The sequence below is a fragment of the Methylobacterium nigriterrae genome, from assembly GCF_037106235.1.
GTDB lineage: Bacteria > Pseudomonadota > Alphaproteobacteria > Rhizobiales > Beijerinckiaceae > Methylobacterium > Methylobacterium nigriterrae.
In genome coordinates this window covers 43285-59291 of the sequence record NZ_JBAWTG010000035.1, presented here as the reverse complement: position 1 = coordinate 59291, position 16007 = coordinate 43285, and the positions used below count along the sequence as shown (strand labels likewise).

Here is a 16007-nt window from a genome sequence, read left to right as displayed (position 1 = left end):
GACAGCGCCTCCACTCAGCCCTCGGGTACCGTACGCCTGAGCAGGCCGAGCAGCGCTGGGCAACGTAACCTCCGTGTCCACAAAAACGGGGGAGGATCACTGGATCGATCTGGACCGGGGCGTCTTCTACCGGCGGGGAGGGGACGAGCAGGTTACCAAGAAACGCCGCCCGCCGATCCGGCTGCCGCTGCGGCTGCTCGGTCACATGCGCCGCTGGCATAAAAACGGGCAAACCCGGCCCGTGGAGTGGTGTGGCAAGCCGGTCAAGACGATCGAGCGAGGGTTTTAGTGGGCCTGCCGGGACGTAGGACTGCCCGGGGTCTCGCCGCACTCGCTGCGGCACACCGCCGCGACGTGGCTCATGCAGCACGGAACCGACCTGTGGGAGGCCGCTGGCTACCTGGGCATGAGCGTCAAGATCTTAGAGGACGTGTACGGTCACCACCATCCAGACCACCAGAAACAGGCCGTCACGAACATCACCCGGAAGCTGCCCGGAACTCCATCCAGTCCACGAGTCGGTCCACGGCTACCTCAGGAGCCCCATGGATAGAGCGCGAATTTCCGATTATGTAAAACAGGTTAGCCTCGGTACCCGCTGGAGCGACAATGACGTCTACGGCCACGTCAACAACGTCGTCTACTACGCCTTCTTCGACACGGCCGTGAACGGCTGCCTGGTCGAGTCCGGGGTGCTCGACATCGCGAGAAGCCCGGTCATCGGCCTCGTCGTCGAGACGGGCTGCCGCTACTTCGCGCCGGTCGCCTTCCCGGACCGCCTCACGGCGGGCCTGCGCGTCGCCCGTCTCGGCCGCTCCAGCGTGCGCTACGAGATCGCGCTGTTCCGCGAGGACGAGGATGCGGCGGCGGCGCAGGGCCACTTCGTCCACGTCTACGTCGACCGCGAGACCCGCCGGCCCGTGCCGCTGCCGGCGGACCTGCGGAACGTGCTCGCGGGGTGGGTGATGCCCGGGTGAAGACACCAACTGGCGCCGCCCGTCCGTGACACCCGCGTCCCCCCTTGCTATGCGGCCGGCCTGAATCTTCGGCCGCCACTACCCGCGGCCGCGCGAGCGGACGTTGTCGACCCATGAACATCTTTGCGACCTTCGAGGCCCGGGTGCGCGAGGCGCTCGAGAGCCTGACCCGCTCGGGCCAGCTGCCGGCCGGGCTCGACCTGACCCGCGTCGTGGTCGAGCCGCCGCGGGACGCCAGCCACGGCGATCTCGCCACCAACGCCGCCCTCGTTCTCGCCAAGGAGGCGAGGACCAACCCGAAGGCGCTCGGCGAGGCGCTCGCCGCGGAGCTGCGGGCCGACCCGCGCGTCGCCGAGGCGAGCGTGGCCGGGCCCGGCTTCATCAACCTGCGCCTCGATCCGTCCGTCTTCCACGACGTGGTGCGCTCCGTGCTGGCCGACCCGGAGGGCTACGGGCGCGCCCGCATGCCGGGCGGCAAGGTCAACATCGAGTACGTCTCGGCCAACCCGACCGGTCCCATGCATGTCGGCCACGGCCGCGGCGCCGTGTTCGGGGACGCCCTCGCCAACCTCCTCGCGGCGGCCGGGCGCGACGTCACGCGCGAGTACTACATCAACGATGCCGGCGCGCAGGTCGACGTCCTCGCCCGCTCCGCCTACCTGCGCTACCGCGAGGCGCTCGGCGACGATGTCGGCCCGGTGCCCGAGGGCCTCTATCCGGGCGACTACCTGAAGCCCGTCGGCGAGGCCCTGGCGCGGGCACACGGCCGCGCGCTACTCGATCGGCCCGAGGCCGAGTGGCTGCCGGCGGTGCGCGAGACCGCCATCGGCATGATGATGGACCTGATCCGACAGGATCTCGCCGCGCTCGGCATCCACCATGACACTTTCTTTTCCGAGCGCACGCTTCACGGCGACGGCCCGGGCTCGGTCGCGGCGCTCCTCGCGGATCTGCGCGCGCGCGGCCTCGTCTACGAGGGGCGGCTGCCGCCGCCGAAGGGCCAGGTGCCGGAGGATTGGGAGGACCGGGAACAGACGCTCTTCCGCACGCAGGAATTCGGCGACGACACCGACCGGCCGCTCCTCAAGTCCGACGGCTCCTATACCTACTTCGCCTCCGACATCGCCTATCACCGCGACAAGTACCTGCGGGGCGCCACCGACCTGATCGACGTCCTCGGAGCCGACCACGGCGGCTACGTGAAGCGCATGCAGGCCGCCGTGAAGGCGGTGACGGGGGGCGAGGCCAGCCTCGACGTGAAGCTGTGCCAGCTCGTGCGGCTCCTGCGCGCCGGCGAGCCCGTTAAGATGTCGAAGCGCGCGGGCGAGTTCATCACGCTGCGCGAGGTCATCGACGAGGTCGGGCGCGACGCGATCCGCTTCATGATGCTCTACCGCAAGAACGACGCGACCCTCGACTTCGATCTCGCCAAGGTCGTGGAGCAATCGAAGGACAACCCCGTCTTCTACGTGCAGTACGCCCATGCCCGCTGCCACTCGGTGTTCCGGCAGGCGCGCGAGGCGATGCCCGACGAGGATCTCTCTCCTGAAAGCCTCGCCCGGGACGCCGACCTCTCGGTGCTGAATGATTCGGGCGAGCGCGAGATGATGCGGCTGATCGCGCAGGTGCCCCGGGTGGTCGAAGGGGCGGCCGCGGCGCACGAGCCGCACCGCCTCGCCTTCCACCTCTACGAGGTCGCAAGTTCCCTGCATAGTTTCTGGAATAAGGGCAAAGACTTGCCGCAATTACGGTTTGTTAATCCAACCGACCGAAAGTCCACACGGGCGAGGCTGGCCCTCGTCGAGGCTCTCCGGGCCGCTCTGGCCTCCGGCCTCGCCATCCTGGGTGTCACCGCGCCGGCAGAGATGCGGTGAGGTGAATCGGCGTAGATTGAGGATGCTGCCATGACGAACGCTTCGCGGGCGACTGTCGATTTCGAGGCCTTCGCGCGCGAGCTGCAGCAGCCCCACCCGCAGCCGGCCGCCGCGGCGCGGCCGCTGCCGCAGGCCGCCGCCCAGAAGGCCGATCCCCTCGCCGAGCTCGCCCGCATCGTCGGGCAGGACGATCCCTTCCGCGCCCTTCTGGAGGCCCGCGACGGGCGCGGCGGCGCGGAGTCCCCCCGGCCGGAGAGCCGGCGGATCGAGCCGAGCTTCGCGCCGGAGGTCGGATCGCCGGAGCCGTCCCACTCGGCCGACGCCTTCAACCAGTATCTCGCCTCCGTCGAGCGCGCCTATCCGGCCGAATCGGCCTACGCGGACGATCCCGAGGCCGCTCTGGCGGCCGAGGAGTTCCACGAGCGCGGCCTCAAGCGCGCGGGCCGGCGCAAGCGCCTCGTGTCGGTCGGCGCCGGCATCGCGGTGGTGGCCGTCTCGATCACCGGGGCTCTCACCTGGCGCGGCCTGCATGCGGGCCATTCGGGCGGCGGCGTGCCGGTGATCCAGGCCGACACCTCGCCCCTCAAGATCGCGCCGAAGACCGCCGACGGCGTCGAGATCCCGGACCAGAACAAGCAGATCTACGAGCCCAAGGCCAAGGACGGGCAGATCCGCATCGTCAACCGCGAGGAGCAGCCCCTCGACGTGGCGCAGGCGGCCCGCTCGGCCCAGGGGCCCGAGGGCGGCGCCACCCCCGGCGCCGGCGCTCAGCAGGGCAGCCTCACCGACGCCTTCGGCGAGCCGCGCCGCGTGCGCACCGTCTCGGTCAAGCCCGACACGCCCGCGCCCGCCCCGCAGCGCGAGGCGCAGGTGGCCGAGACGGCCACGCCCACGCCGATCCCGACCATGACCCTGCCGACCGACGAGCCGGCCTCCGCCAAGTCCCGCCCCGTCCGGCAGGCGGCGCTGCCGACGCCGGTGCCGACCCCGACCGCGCCCGCCCCGGCCGCCGAGGCCACCCCGGTCGTGGCCGCGCCCGCGCCGACCCGCCCGAAGGCGCCCCAGCGCGTCGCCTCGGTGGCGCCCGAGACGGCCCTGCCGGTCGAGCCGCCGACGACGACCGCGGCGACCACGCCCGCCCCCGCGGCCAGCGCCGCGCCGGTCGGCGGCTTCGCGGTGCAGCTCGGCGTCCGCACGAGCGAGCGCGAGGCCCAGACCGCCTTCCGCGAGATGCAGGGCAAGTACAGCCAGCTCGCCGGCAAGCCCGAGCTGATCCGCCAGGCCGAGGTCAACGGCAAGACGATCTACCGCGTCCGCGTCGGGCCGCTCGGCAAGGCCGAGGCGACGAGCCTGTGCAGCCAGCTGCAGGGCGCGGGCGGCCAGTGCTTCGTGGCCAAGAACTGAGACGCCGCAGCTCCGCGGCGCGCCTCCAGCGAACCTGAAACCGGTCCGCAACACCCGCCGACGGCTTGAGCGCCGCCGGCCGGCTCCTCCCGGTTTTGCCTTGCCGGCCCCCCAGATCCCGCCCGACGCTCACCCCGTTGATTCGTCAAGCAGCCTGCGCGAGCCTCCTCACGATGTCGTCCCGTGCCCTCATCCTCGGCTGCGCCGGTCCCGCCCTGTCGGCGGAGGAAGCCGCCTTCTTCCGCGACGTGCGGCCCTGGGGCTTCATCCTGTTCAAGCGCAACATCGGCACGCCGGACGCCGTGCGGGCCCTGACGAGCGACCTCAGGGACGCGCTCGGGCGCGACGACGCGCCGATCCTAATCGACCAGGAAGGCGGCCGGGTCCAGCGCATGGGCCCGCCCCACTGGCCGGCCTATCCGGCGGGCGGCCGGCTCGGCCGCCTCAACGGCTCCGGGGCCGCGATGGCGCGGCTCGGCGCCCGCCTGATCGCACATGATCTCGCGAGCGTCGGCATCAACGTCGACTGCGCCCCGGTCCTCGACGTGCCGGTGGAGGGCTCGCACGGCATCATCGGCGACCGCGCCTACGGCACGCATCCCGACACGGTGGCGGAGATCGGCCGCGCCGTGGCCGAGGGGCTGATGGCGGGCGGCGTCCTGCCGGTGATGAAGCACATCCCCGGCCACGGCCGCGCCGCGGTCGACAGCCATCACGGGCTGCCGGCGGTCGATGCGGGCCGCGAGGTGCTGGCGGCGCAGGATTTCCGGCCCTTCCGGGCGCTGTCCGACCTGCCCATGGCGATGAGTGCCCACGTGGTCTTCACGCAGATCGACCCGGACCGCCCGGCGACCCAGTCGGCGACCGTGATCCGCGACGTGATCCGCGGCGCTATCGGCTTCGACGGCCTCCTGATGACCGACGACCTCTCGATGCACGCGCTCACCGGCCCGTTCCGGGCGCGGGCGGAGGCTTGCTTCGCGGCCGGGATCGATATCGGCCTGCACTGCAACGGCGACATGGGGGAGATGCGCGCCGTGGTCGAGGGCGCGCCCGAGCTCGCCGGCCGCGCGCTGGCGCGGGCGCAGTCCGCGCTCGCCCGCCTGAATCCCCAGCGCGAGGTCTTCGACGTGCGCGAGGCTCGCGCCGCCTTCGAGGCCGGCCTGTCGGCGGCCGCCTGAGACCGCGCGACGCTGCGGGTAAAGCCGCCGCACGCCTTGTGTTCGCGGGGTGCGATCCTTAGGTTCGCGCCAACCCGATCACGTGAGACGGCGCCGCGCATGCATCGACCGTGGCGCAGGAGGTTGCCATGGGCAGCATGAGTATCTGGCACTGGATCATCGTCGCCGGCATCGTGATGCTGCTGTTCGGCCGCGGCAAGATTTCGGACCTGATGGGCGACGTCGCCAAGGGCATCAAGGCCTTCAAGAAGGGCATGGCGGACGACGAGGCGCCGGCCCAGACCAATCAGGCCCCGCCGGTCACCGCCACCGAGCCGGTGCGCACGATCCCGCACGCGAGCGAGCCGAGCCCCGGCACCGCGATCCCCGCGAGCCACCTGCCGGCCGGCGACCGCAAGGCCGTCTGACCCCGCATGGCGGGAGCGCCTGCCAAGGCGCGCGCGTTGGTGTAAGGGCTTGTTGGTGTAAGGCTCTTTCGCGAGCCGCCCGGGCCGCCCGCTCGCCCGCGCGCTCGATGAGGCCGCAGGACCGTCGACGACATGCTGGACATGAGCTGGGGCGAGGTGATGCTGATCGGCGGCGTCGCCCTCATCGTCATCGGGCCGAAGGACCTGCCGAAGGCGCTGCGCACCGTCGGGCAGATCACGGGGAAGCTGCGCCGCATGGCCGGCGAGTTCCAGATGCAGTTCAACGAGGCGATCCGCGAGGCGGAGCTCGACGAGGTGCGCCGCGAGGTCGACGGCATCAAGCGCACCGTGAGCGGTACGGCGGGGTTCAACCCGGTCCAGACCATCCGGGACGAGCTGAAGGGCGCCGTCGAGGCCCGCAATCCGGGAAAGGCGGGCACGCAGTCGCTGGCGGAAGCCACCGCGCAGCTCAGAACCGAGCAGGACATGGCCGCGCAGGAATTGTCCGGGCAGGAGGCCGGCCGCGCGGCCGGCAGCTACGACGTGCCGCGGCCCGCCGCCGATCCGCTCCCAACCGATCAACCCGCCACGCCTTCGGCGCAGCCGGCACCGGGCCCGTAAGCCATGATCAACGAGGCGGATGAGGCCGAGATCGAGGCCTCGCGGGCACCGCTCATCGAGCACCTGATCGAGCTCAGGGCGCGGCTGATCAAGTCGCTCATCGCCTTCGTGGTGATGTTCTTCGGGTGCTTCTTCTTCTCGCGCAACATCTACAACGTGCTCGTGCATCCCTACGTCTCCGTCGTGGGTGCCGAGAACGCCAAGCTGATCGCGACGCACTTCCTCGAACAGGTCTTCACCAATATCAAGCTCTCGGTCTTCGGGGCGGCATTCCTCGCCTTCCCGGTGATCGCGACGCAGATCTACGCCTTCGTGGCGCCGGGCCTCTACCGCAACGAGCGCAAGGCCTTCCTGCCCTATCTCGTCGCCACGCCGATCTTCTTCCTCCTCGGCGCCCTGGTGGTGTTCTTCCTGGCGATGCCGCTCCTGATCCAGTTCTCGGTGTCGCTGCAGCAGATCGGGGTCGCGGGCGAGCCCACCATCGCGCTCCTGCCGAAGGTGGACGAGTACCTGTCGCTCATCATGACGCTGATCTTCGCCTTCGGCATCGCCTTCCAGATGCCGGTGATCCTGACGCTGCTCGGGCAGATCGGGGTGATCGACTCGGCCTTCCTCAAGGAGAAGCGCCGCTACGCCATCGTGCTCGTCTTCGTGGCGGCCGCCATCCTCACGCCCCCGGACGTGATCTCGCAGCTCTCGCTCGCGATCCCGATGCTCCTCCTCTACGAGGCCTCGGTCTTCTCGGTGCGGCGCGTGGAGAAGATCCGGGCCGCGCGCCGGGTCGCCGAGGGGCTGGAGCCTTAGGCCGCCCCCGTCCCGCCGGCGCCCTTGTCCGGCCGGGCCCGATGCTGCAAAGCGTGCGCACCTGATTGCAGAGCCGCACCATGCACGACATCCGCGCCATCCGCGAGAACCCGGCCGCCTTCGACCGCGACCTCGAGCGGCGCGGGCTCGCGCCCCTCTCGGCCGAGCTGCTCGCCCTCGACGACGCGCGCAAGAACGCGGTCTCGGCGGCGCAGGCCAACCAGGAGCGGCGCAACGGCCTCGCCAGGGAGATCGGCGCCGCCAAGAAGGCGAGGGACGAGGCGCGGGCGCAGGCGCTGATGGAGGAGGTCGCACGGCTGAAGGCCGAGGCGCCGGCCCTCGACGCGGCGCAGGCGGAAGCCGCCCAGGCTCTCGACGCCCGGCTCGCCGCGATCCCGAACCGCCCGAATCCGGACGTGCCGGAGGGCGCCGACGAGCACGGCAACGTCGAGTACCGGCGCTTCGAGCCGACCCATCCCTGGCTCGAGAAGGGACGCCAGCATTTCGAGCTCGGCGAGGCCGTGGGCCTGATGGATTTCGAGGCCGCCGCGCGGCTCTCGGGCGCCCGCTTCGTGGTGCTGAAAGGTCAGCTCGCGCGGCTCGAGCGGGCGCTCGGCCAGTTCATGCTCGACCTGCACACGACCGAGCACGGCTACACCGAGGTGGCGCCCCCGGTCCTCGTGCGCGACGAGGCCATGTTCGGCACCGCGCAGCTGCCGAAGTTCCGCGACGACCAGTTCGCGGCGGGCGACGGATACTGGCTCATCCCGACGGCGGAAGTGCCCCTCACCAACCTCGTGCGCGAGTCGATCCTCGCGGAGGACGAACTGCCGCTCCGCTTCACCGCGCTCACCCCCTGCTTCCGGGCGGAAGCGGGGGCCGCGGGGCGCGACACCCGCGGCATGCTGCGCCAGCACCAGTTCAACAAGGTCGAGCTCGTCTCGATCACGGCGCCGGAGCGGTCGGCCGAGGAGCACGAGCGCATGCTCGCCTGCGCGGAGGCCGTGCTGAAGGCGCTGGAGCTGCCCTTCCGCGTCATGACCCTGTGCACGGGCGACATGGGGTTCGCGAGCCGCAAGACCTACGACATCGAGGTCTGGATGCCCGGCCAGGAGACCTACCGGGAGATCTCGTCCTGCTCGGTCTGCGGCGAGTTCCAGGCGCGGCGCATGAACGCGCGCTACCGCCCGAAGGACGGCAAGGGCGTTCAGTTCGTGCACACCCTGAACGGCTCGGGCGTCGCGGTCGGCCGCGCGCTCATCGCCGTGATGGAGAATTACCAGAACCCGGACGGGAGCGTCACGATCCCGTCCGCGCTGCAGCCCTATATGGGCGGCCTGACCCGGATCGAGGGACCGAAGAGCTGATGCGGATTCTCGTCACCAACGACGACGGCATCCACGCGCCGGGGCTGGAGACGCTGGAGGGCATCGCCCGCCACCTCTCGGACGACGTCTGGGTGGTGGCGCCCGAGACCGACCAGTCCGGCGTCTCGCACTCGCTGTCGCTCAACGATCCCCTGCGCCTGCGCCAGGTCTCGGAGAAGCGCTTCGCCGTGAAGGGCACGCCGTCGGATTGCGTGATCATGGGCGTGCGCCACATCCTGAAGGATCACGGGCCGGACCTCGTCCTGTCCGGCGTCAACCGGGGCCAGAACGTCGCCGAGGACGTCACATACTCGGGCACCATCGCGGGGGCGATGGAGGGCACGATCCTCAACGTGAAGTCGATCGCCATGAGCCAGGCCTACGGCCCGGGCGGGCGCGGCGCGATCCGGTGGCACTGCGCCGCCCATCACGGGCCGCGGGTGATCGCCAAGATCCTGGAGACCGGCATCGAGCCGGGTATCCTGGTCAACGTGAACTTCCCCGATTGCGAGCCCGAGGAGGTCGCGGGCATCTCGGTGGCGGCGCAGGGGCAACGCAACCAGGCGTTGCTCGCCATCGACGCCCGCCAGGACGGGCGCGGCAACCCGTATTTCTGGCTCGCCTTCGCCAAGGCCCGCTTCGAGCCCGGCCACGGCTCGGACCTCAAGGCGATCGCCGAGAACCGCATCTCGGTGACGCCGCTGCGCCTCGACCTCACGGACGAGCCGACGCTGACGCGGTTCGCACAGGCCTTCGCCGAGTAGACGCTTCCGCGAGCGCCTCCCCGCGCGAAGGTCCTGGCCTCGCCGGAGGCTTCCGTGCAAGCGTGGCGCGTGCCGACGATCGACCCCATGCCCGACAGCGACGATTCTCCGGAGGCCGTCGAGAACGCCGCCTTCGTGCTGGCGCTGCGCGCGCGGGGCGTGCGCGACACCGGCATCCTGCGCGCCATGGAGCGGGTGCCGCGGGAGCGCTTCGCGCCCGCCGCCCACCGCGACCTCGCCCGGCGCGACCTCGCCCTGCCGCTGCCCTGCGGCGCCACCATGACGGCGCCGTCCGGGGTCGCCGCCATGCTGACCGCGCTCCGGGTGGCGCCGGGCCTGCGCATCCTCGAGGTCGGCACGGGCTCCGGCTACGTCACCGCGCTGCTCTCCGAGCTCGGCGGCGCCGTCACGAGCCTGGAGCGCTACGCGACCCTGGCCGAGGCCGCCCGCGACCGCCTGCCGGAGGGGGCGGCGCGGGTGATCCAGGGCGACGGGCTCGATGGCCCCCTGGAGGGCAGCTTCGACCGCATTCTCGTCAACGGCGCGGTGCCGGCCCTGCCGCCGCACTGGCTCGACGCGCTGGCGCCGGGCGGACGCCTCGTCACCGTGCTCGCGGGGGACGGGCGCCTCGTCGCGGTGGCGCGGGGGGAGGGGGGCGTCGCCGAGACGCCGGGGCCGCCGCTGAGGCTCGCCCCGCTCCTGCCCGGCCTCGCCCGGACGACGTGAGCCCGCGAGCGGGCAGGCCGGGTGCGCGATTCGGACCGTTGCGCGGACGCATCGCAAGGATTCGGGAAAGTTCCACCAAGACGGGAAACGTGGTGAACGGGAACACTTGCTTAACCTGAATCCGATTTGAATGACGCCATCAAGTTGCGTCAGGCAAACGGGTGCATCGATGCGGGTTCGCGGGGCTGGTCGGGGGATGCGGACGCTGTCGCGCTTCGCCCTCATCGGAGTGATCGGTGGCGGCGCGGCCGCCTGTTCTTCGGACGCCTCGCGCCTCGGCAGTCCGTTCACCAACCCGTTCGCCTCGAACCTGTCGAGCGAGCCGGCCGCCACGGGCAGCCTGCCGGCATCGGGCGAGATGGCGCCGGCCCCGGCGATCCGGACCGGCCGCATCCAGTCCGAGGCGCTGAGCGCGCCGTCCGGCCCGGCGATCTCGCCGCGTCCCGGCCCGACGGCCGCCCGCCCGATCCAGCCGCCCGCCCAGAGCACGCGCGTCGCCGCCACCGGCGCCGCCGGCTGGAGCGCGCAGGGTGGCACAGCGATCACGGTGGCGCAGGGCGACAGCCTGAACCAGATGTCGACCCGCTTCGGCGTCCCGGCCTCCGCGATCCTGTCGGCCAACGGCCTGACCAGCGCCGCGCAGGTGACGCCGGGCCGCCAGCTCGTGATTCCGGTCTACAACGCCTCCGGGATGAACCCGGGCGGCATGACGCAGCGGACGGTCCCGGCCGCGCCGCAGGAGCGGCTGCAATTCTCCAAGGGCCCGAAGCCGGCCGAGAAGCCCGTCGACAAGGCTGCCGAGAAGGCCGCCGAGGCGAAGCGCCAGGCGGAGGCCCGCAAGGAGGCCGAGGCCCGCAGGCTCGCCGAGAAGCAGGCCGACGAGAAGGCCGAGAAGGCCCGCAAGGAGGCGGAGCTGCAGAAGCGCCATGTCCGCCCCGGCCAGACGGCCAAGGTCGAGGCCAAGGTCGAGGCCAAGGTCGAGACCAGGCACGACAGGGCCGATGCCCTGAAGGCCAAGGCCGAGGCCGCCCGCAAGGCGGAGGCCGAGGCCAAGCTCGCTCAGGCCAAGCTCGCCCAGGCCGAGGCCGCCAAGACCGCCGCCAAGGAAACGGCCAAGAAGGACGCCGCGCGCAAGCTCGCCGAGGCGAAGGCCGCCAAGGAGGGCGCCGAGAAGGCGGCCAAGGCGGAGGCCAAGGCGGAGCCCAAGACGGACGCGAAGCCCGAGAAGGTCGCCTCCGCCAAGGTCGAGCCCGTCAGCACCGGATCGGTCGCGGCACCCGCTCCGGCCGCCCCGGCAGCGAGCGAGGCCTTCCGCTGGCCCGCCAAGGGCCGTGTGATCTCGGGCTACGGCTCCTCCGGCAACGAGGGCATCAACATCGCGGTGCCGGAGGGCACGGCCGTCAAGGCGGCCGAGGACGGCACGGTGGCCTACGCGGGCTCCGACGTGAAGGGCTACGGCAAGCTCGTGCTCGTGCGGCACACGAACGGCTACGTCTCCGCCTACGCCCATAACGGCGAGATCGACGTGAAGCCCGGCGAGAAGGTGAAGCGCGGCCAGACCATCGCCAAATCCGGCGCCTCGGGCAACGTCACCTCGCCGCAGCTCCACTTCGAGATCCGCAAGGGCGGCGCCCCGATCGATCCGATGTCGCAGCTCGCCAGCAACTGAACGGTCCCGGCTGCGGTCGGCGATGAGACGGCGGCCCGAAAGGGCCGTCGTCTCGCGTTCAGGCGAGCCTCTGCCCGAGCCGCCCGGCGAGATCCTGGATGAACTGGAAGGCGGTGCGGCCCGAGCGCGAGCCGCGGGTCGCCGCCCATTCCAGCGCCTCGGCCCGCACCCGCTCGGGCTCGGCCTCGAGGCCGTAGCGCTCGACATAGGCGCGGATCATCGCGAGATACTCGTCTTGGCTGCATTTGTGGAAGCCGAGCCAGAGGCCGAACCGGTCGGAGAGCGAGACCTTCTCCTCCACCGCCTCGCCGGGATTGATCGCGGTCGAGCGCTCGTTCTCCACCATGTCGCGGGCCAAGAGATGCCGGCGGTTGGAGGTCGCGTAGAACAGCACGTTCTCGGGCCGTCCCTCGATGCCGCCGTCGAGCGCCGTCTTCAGGGACTTGTAGGAGGTGTCGTCGGCGTCGAACGAGAGGTCGTCGCAGAACACGATCCAGCGATGCGGGTCGCCCCGCAGCGTCGCCATCAGGTCGGGCAGGGCCTCGATGTCCTCGCGGTGGATCTCGACGAGCTTCATGGGCCGCGCGCCGTCCGGCCGGCCGGCATTCACCTCCGCCTGCACCGCCTTGACGAGGGAGGACTTGCCCATCCCGCGCGCGCCCCACAGGAGCGCGTTGTTGGCCGGCAGGCCCTTGGCGAAGCGCTCGGTGTTCTCGGCGAGCGTGTCGCGGGCCCGGTCGATGCCGGTCAGGAGCCCCATCTCGACCCGATTGACCCGGGGCACCGGGATCAGGCGCCGCTCCGGCCCCCAGAGGAAGGCGTCGGCCGCCGTGAGGTCGACCGGCGGCCGCGCCGGCGGAGCCGCGCGCTCGAGCGCCGTGGCGATGCGCTCGAGGAGCGGCAGGAGGGTTTCCGGGGTGGCGGGAGCGCTCATGAATTGTTCCGCATCGACGGGACGGGGCGAGGGGCGCCTTTTAGGGGGCCGGCGCCCGGAAATCACGACCCGAACGCGCATTCGGCAGAAGAATCAGCCCGGCGACCCCATTCGCCTCACCCCGCCGGCGTTGCTTTCACTTAGGCCGTGGCTATAGTCCGCGCGCTTTTCGGCGAGGCCCGGCAAGTTCCTTCCCGGCGGCCGGGAAGCCCGTTTTAAGGAGTCACGCGCTTGATCACCCCCGCCTTCGCGCAAGGGGCCGGCACCGCTGCTGGCGGAGCGGACATCGCCTTGCAGGTGGTTCCGTTCGTCCTCATCTTCGTGATCATGTACTTCCTGATCCTTCGCCCCCAGCAGAAGCGGGTCAAGGATCACCAGAGCATGGTCAAGAACGTGCGCCGCGACGACACCATCGTGACGAACGGGGGTCTCGTCGGCCGCGTCGTCAAGGTGACGGACGAGGGCTCCGAGATCGAGGTCGAGATCGCTCCCAACGTCCGCGTCAAGGTCGTGCGCTCCATGATCTCCGAGGTCCGCGTCAAGGGCGGCCCCGTCAAGGCGGCTTGATAGATCGCCAGAAGATGCCGGCCTAAACGCCTGGCATCCTTACGAAAAAGCAGGACCGGCGGATGTTGCGCTTTTCCCGAACCAAGATCATCGCGACGCTCGCCGCTATCCTGATCGGCCTGAGCCTGGCCGTGCCGAGCTTCTTCCCGGCCGAGAGCCGCAAGGCCTTCATGGCCTCGCTGCCGGGCTGGTTCCCGGCCTGGGTCATCCCGCAGCGGGCGATCGTGCTGGGCCTCGACCTGCAGGGCGGCTCGCAGCTCCTCCTAGAGGTCGACCAGAACGAACTCCTGGCCTCGCAGGCCAAGGCCCTGCGCGACGACGTGCGCCGCATCCTGCAGCAGGAGGGGGTGCGCGCCGAGGGCGGCATCCAGCTGCTCCAGCGCGGCGTGCAGGTGCGCGTGGCGGATGCCGCCGCCCGCGCCAAGGTGATGCCGAAGCTGCAGGAACTGGCACATCCGATCTCCAGCCCCCTCGTCGGACAGACGGGTGGGCGCACCCTCGACATCTCGGCGCAGCCCGACGGGCTGATCCGCCTGGCGCTGACCGATGCCGGCATCAACGAGCGCACGCGCCGCGCCGTGACCCAGGGCATCGAGGTCATCCGCCGCCGCCTCGACTCGACGGGCACCACCGAGCCCTCGATCCAGCAGCAAGGGGCCGAGCGAATCCTGATCCAGGTGCCGGGCGAGCAGAACCCGGAACGGCTGGAGAAGCTGCTCGGCTCGACCGCCAAGCTCGAGTTCCGGATGCTGGCCGACAGCCCCTCGGGCGACGTCGACCTGCTGCCGTCGAAGGACGAGAAGGGCGCCAAGGTCCCGGTGGAGCGCCGCGTCATGGCCGATGGCGGCGACCTCACCGACGCCCAGCCCGCCTTCGATCAGCAGACCCACGAGCCGATGGTGAGCTTCAAGTTCAACCTGAAGGGCGCCCAGCGCTTCGGGCAGGCGACCGCCGAGAACGTGGGCCGGCGCATGGCGATCGTGCTCGACAACGAGGTCGTCTCGGCGCCCGTGATCCGCACCGCCATCACGGGCGGCTCGGGCCAGATTACCGGCAACTTCACGGTGCAGCAGGCCAACGACCTCGCGGTGCTGCTGCGGGCGGGTGCGCTGCCGGCGAAGTTCACGGTGGTCGAGCGCCGCGTCGTCGGCCCCGGCCTCGGGCGCGACTCGATCGAGGCCGGCAAGCTCGCGACGCTCGTCGCCGCGGGCCTCGTCGTGGCCTTCATGTTCATGACCTACGGCACCTTCGGATTCATCGCCAACATCGCGCTGATCGTCCATGTCGGACTGATCCTCGGCCTGATGTCGGTGCTGGAGGCGACGATGACGCTGCCGGGCATCGCCGGCATCGTGCTCACCATCGGCACGGCCGTGGATTCCAACGTGCTGATCTACGAGCGCATGCGCGAGGAATCCCGGGCCGGGCGCTCGCTGATCTCGGCGCTGCAGGCCGGATTCGACCGGGCGTTCGCCACCATCATCGATTCGAACTCGACCATGGCGATCGCGGCGCTGATCCTGTTCTTCCTCGGCTCCGGCCCCGTGAAGGGGTTCGCGGTGGTCTTCATCCTCGGCATCCTGACGACCGTGATCACGGCCGTGACTCTGACCCGGATGATGATCGCGGTATGGTACAACACCTTCCGGCCCAAGGCCCTGCCGTTCTGACGGCGCCGCGCCGGGCCGCCGGCCCGGCCACAGATTGATGCGGGGAGGGCCCTCGAGGCCGCGCTCCCGGAGAATTCGAGACCGACCATGCGTCTGCTCCGCCTCTGGCCCGACGAGTCGCACTTCGACTTCATGCGCTACCGGCGCTTCAGCTTCCCGCTCTCGGCGCTGATGTCGGTGGTCACGGTCGTGCTGTTCCTCACGATCGGGCTGAACTTCGGCATCGACTTCAAGGGCGGCACCCTCGTCGAGCTTCAGGCGAAATCGGGCACGGCCGACGTCGCGGCGGTGCGCCACACCGCGAACGGCTTCGGCTTCGGCGAATCCGAGGTGCAGGAGCTCGGCGGCCAGGGCAACATCCTGGTGCGCTTCCCCCTGCAGGCGGGCGAGCAGGGCCAGACCGCGGTGATGCAGAAGGCGCACGCGGCCTTCGACGCGGATTACGAGTTCCGCCGCACCGAGACTGTGGGTCCCCGCGTCTCGGGCGAGCTCGTGCAGTCGGGCACCCTCGGCGTCGTGCTCTCGGTCGTGGCGGTGCTGCTCTACCTGTGGTTCCGCTTCGAGCGCGAGCTGGCGCTCGGCGCGATCGTCGGAACGCTGCACGACATCGTGCTGACGGTCGGCATCTTCATCCTGTCGCGGATCGAGTTCAACATGACCTCGATCGCGGCGATCCTGACCATCGTGGGCTACTCGCTGAACGAGACCGTCGTGGTGTTCGACCGCACCCGCGAGCTGATGCGCCGCTACAAGACCATTCCGACGGTGGAACTCCTCAATCTCTCGATCAATTCCACCATGTCGCGCACCGTGATGACCTCGATCGCGACCGCTCTGTCGCTGCTGGCGCTGGTGCTGTTCGGAGGCGAGGCCATCAAGGGCTTCGCGGTGGTGATGCTCTGCGGCGTCGTGATCTGCACCTACTCGGCGATCTTCATCTCGACGCCGGTCCTGATCTATCTCGGCCTGATGCTGTCGGGCGCGAAGAGCGCGGCGCGCGACCGCGCCGGCCTCGCCCAGGCGGCGGAGTAGGAGACGGCGC

16 protein-coding genes are annotated in these 16007 nt (G+C 70.8%); 15 read left to right on the top strand and 1 reads right to left on the bottom strand.

From position 1 onward, the window contains the following. Positions 1 to 73 precede the first annotated feature (73 nt). The 12 genes from WDW90_RS18745 to WDW90_RS18690 all read left to right on the top strand — a co-directional run bounded on the left by WDW90_RS18745 (position 74) and on the right by WDW90_RS18690 (position 11794). On the top strand, positions 74 to 289 hold the full coding sequence (locus WDW90_RS18745) for a hypothetical protein (protein ID WP_336488951.1): 216 nt from the start codon (positions 74 to 76) through the stop codon (positions 287 to 289). Between the two features lie 256 nt (positions 290 to 545). Next, a complete protein-coding gene (locus WDW90_RS18740) occupies positions 546 to 977 on the top strand; it encodes an acyl-CoA thioesterase (protein WP_336488950.1) in 432 nt (143 codons plus the stop codon). Between the two features lie 113 nt (positions 978 to 1090). After that, positions 1091 to 2851, top strand: a complete 1761-nt coding sequence (gene argS / locus WDW90_RS18735; RefSeq protein ID WP_336488949.1) for an arginine--tRNA ligase — start codon at positions 1091 to 1093, stop codon at positions 2849 to 2851. 30 nt (positions 2852 to 2881) lie between these two features. Continuing rightward, on the top strand, positions 2882 to 4255 hold the full coding sequence (locus tag WDW90_RS18730; protein WP_336488948.1) for an SPOR domain-containing protein: 1374 nt from the start codon (positions 2882 to 2884) through the stop codon (positions 4253 to 4255). A 173-nt stretch (positions 4256 to 4428) separates the two neighbouring features. Beyond that, complete coding sequence (nagZ, locus tag WDW90_RS18725) at positions 4429 to 5436, top strand: beta-N-acetylhexosaminidase (RefSeq protein WP_336488947.1); 1008 nt, start codon at positions 4429 to 4431, stop codon at positions 5434 to 5436. Positions 5437 to 5564: 128 nt separating this feature from the next. Next, the gene (locus WDW90_RS18720) at positions 5565 to 5843 is read left to right on the top strand and encodes a twin-arginine translocase TatA/TatE family subunit (protein ID WP_336488946.1); all 279 of its coding nucleotides are present in this window, start codon (positions 5565 to 5567) and stop codon (positions 5841 to 5843) included. Positions 5844 to 5975: 132 nt separating this feature from the next. Next, complete coding sequence (gene tatB / locus WDW90_RS18715; RefSeq protein ID WP_336488944.1) at positions 5976 to 6464, top strand: Sec-independent protein translocase protein TatB; 489 nt, start codon at positions 5976 to 5978, stop codon at positions 6462 to 6464. A gap of 3 nt (positions 6465 to 6467) precedes the next feature. After that, the gene (tatC, locus tag WDW90_RS18710; RefSeq protein ID WP_336488943.1) at positions 6468 to 7268 is read left to right on the top strand and encodes a twin-arginine translocase subunit TatC; all 801 of its coding nucleotides are present in this window, start codon (positions 6468 to 6470) and stop codon (positions 7266 to 7268) included. Positions 7269 to 7348: 80 nt separating this feature from the next. Further along, a complete protein-coding gene (gene serS / locus WDW90_RS18705) occupies positions 7349 to 8635 on the top strand; it encodes a serine--tRNA ligase (protein WP_336488942.1) in 1287 nt (428 codons plus the stop codon). Further along, a complete protein-coding gene (gene surE, locus WDW90_RS18700) occupies positions 8635 to 9399 on the top strand; it encodes a 5'/3'-nucleotidase SurE (protein WP_336488941.1) in 765 nt (254 codons plus the stop codon). The genes serS and surE overlap by 1 nt, the downstream gene beginning before the upstream one ends. Before the next feature lie 87 nt (positions 9400 to 9486). Then, complete coding sequence (locus tag WDW90_RS18695) at positions 9487 to 10125, top strand: protein-L-isoaspartate O-methyltransferase family protein (RefSeq protein ID WP_336488953.1); 639 nt, start codon at positions 9487 to 9489, stop codon at positions 10123 to 10125. Positions 10126 to 10294: 169 nt separating this feature from the next. Beyond that, complete coding sequence (locus WDW90_RS18690) at positions 10295 to 11794, top strand: peptidoglycan DD-metalloendopeptidase family protein (protein ID WP_336488939.1); 1500 nt, start codon at positions 10295 to 10297, stop codon at positions 11792 to 11794. 58 nt (positions 11795 to 11852) lie between these two features. On the opposite strand, the gene WDW90_RS18685 is transcribed toward WDW90_RS18690, so the two are convergent. Continuing rightward, the gene (locus WDW90_RS18685) at positions 11853 to 12728 is read right to left on the bottom strand and encodes an ATP-binding protein (protein WP_336488938.1); all 876 of its coding nucleotides are present in this window, start codon (positions 12726 to 12728) and stop codon (positions 11853 to 11855) included. 231 nt (positions 12729 to 12959) lie between these two features. Here WDW90_RS18685 and yajC point away from each other — a divergent pair, with 231 nt between their 5' ends. From yajC to secF, 3 genes are all read left to right on the top strand, one after another. Further along, positions 12960 to 13295 carry a preprotein translocase subunit YajC gene (gene yajC, locus WDW90_RS18680; RefSeq protein ID WP_336488937.1) on the top strand — a complete coding sequence of 112 codons (336 nt, stop codon included), beginning with the start codon at positions 12960 to 12962 and terminating at the stop codon, positions 13293 to 13295. 62 nt (positions 13296 to 13357) lie between these two features. Continuing rightward, entirely contained in the window at positions 13358 to 14965 is a 1608-nt protein-coding gene (secD, locus tag WDW90_RS18675; protein ID WP_336488936.1) for a protein translocase subunit SecD, read from the top strand. An 87-nt stretch (positions 14966 to 15052) separates the two neighbouring features. Beyond that, complete coding sequence (secF, locus tag WDW90_RS18670; protein WP_336488935.1) at positions 15053 to 15997, top strand: protein translocase subunit SecF; 945 nt, start codon at positions 15053 to 15055, stop codon at positions 15995 to 15997. Positions 15998 to 16007 lie beyond the last annotated feature (10 nt).

What these genes read in the sequence shown, in the direction of transcription:
- WDW90_RS18720 (WP_336488946.1), top strand. Translation starts at nt 5,565, where the DNA reads ATGGGCAGCATGAGTATCTGGCACTGGATCATCGTCGCCGGCATCGTG.
- surE (WP_336488941.1), top strand. Translation starts at nt 8,635, where the DNA reads ATGCGGATTCTCGTCACCAACGACGACGGCATCCACGCGCCGGGGCTG.
- WDW90_RS18740 (WP_336488950.1), top strand. Translation starts at nt 546, where the DNA reads ATGGATAGAGCGCGAATTTCCGATTATGTAAAACAGGTTAGCCTCGGT.
- argS (WP_336488949.1), top strand. Translation starts at nt 1,091, where the DNA reads ATGAACATCTTTGCGACCTTCGAGGCCCGGGTGCGCGAGGCGCTCGAG.
- WDW90_RS18690 (WP_336488939.1), top strand. Translation starts at nt 10,295, where the DNA reads ATGCGGGTTCGCGGGGCTGGTCGGGGGATGCGGACGCTGTCGCGCTTC.
- WDW90_RS18695 (WP_336488953.1), top strand. Translation starts at nt 9,487, where the DNA reads ATGCCCGACAGCGACGATTCTCCGGAGGCCGTCGAGAACGCCGCCTTC.
- WDW90_RS18685 (WP_336488938.1), bottom strand. Translation starts at nt 12,728, where the DNA reads ATGAGCGCTCCCGCCACCCCGGAAACCCTCCTGCCGCTCCTCGAGCGC.
- tatC (WP_336488943.1), top strand. Translation starts at nt 6,468, where the DNA reads ATGATCAACGAGGCGGATGAGGCCGAGATCGAGGCCTCGCGGGCACCG.
- WDW90_RS18730 (WP_336488948.1), top strand. Translation starts at nt 2,882, where the DNA reads ATGACGAACGCTTCGCGGGCGACTGTCGATTTCGAGGCCTTCGCGCGC.
- secF (WP_336488935.1), top strand. Translation starts at nt 15,053, where the DNA reads ATGCGTCTGCTCCGCCTCTGGCCCGACGAGTCGCACTTCGACTTCATG.
- serS (WP_336488942.1), top strand. Translation starts at nt 7,349, where the DNA reads ATGCACGACATCCGCGCCATCCGCGAGAACCCGGCCGCCTTCGACCGC.
- tatB (WP_336488944.1), top strand. Translation starts at nt 5,976, where the DNA reads ATGCTGGACATGAGCTGGGGCGAGGTGATGCTGATCGGCGGCGTCGCC.
- nagZ (WP_336488947.1), top strand. Translation starts at nt 4,429, where the DNA reads ATGTCGTCCCGTGCCCTCATCCTCGGCTGCGCCGGTCCCGCCCTGTCG.
- secD (WP_336488936.1), top strand. Translation starts at nt 13,358, where the DNA reads ATGTTGCGCTTTTCCCGAACCAAGATCATCGCGACGCTCGCCGCTATC.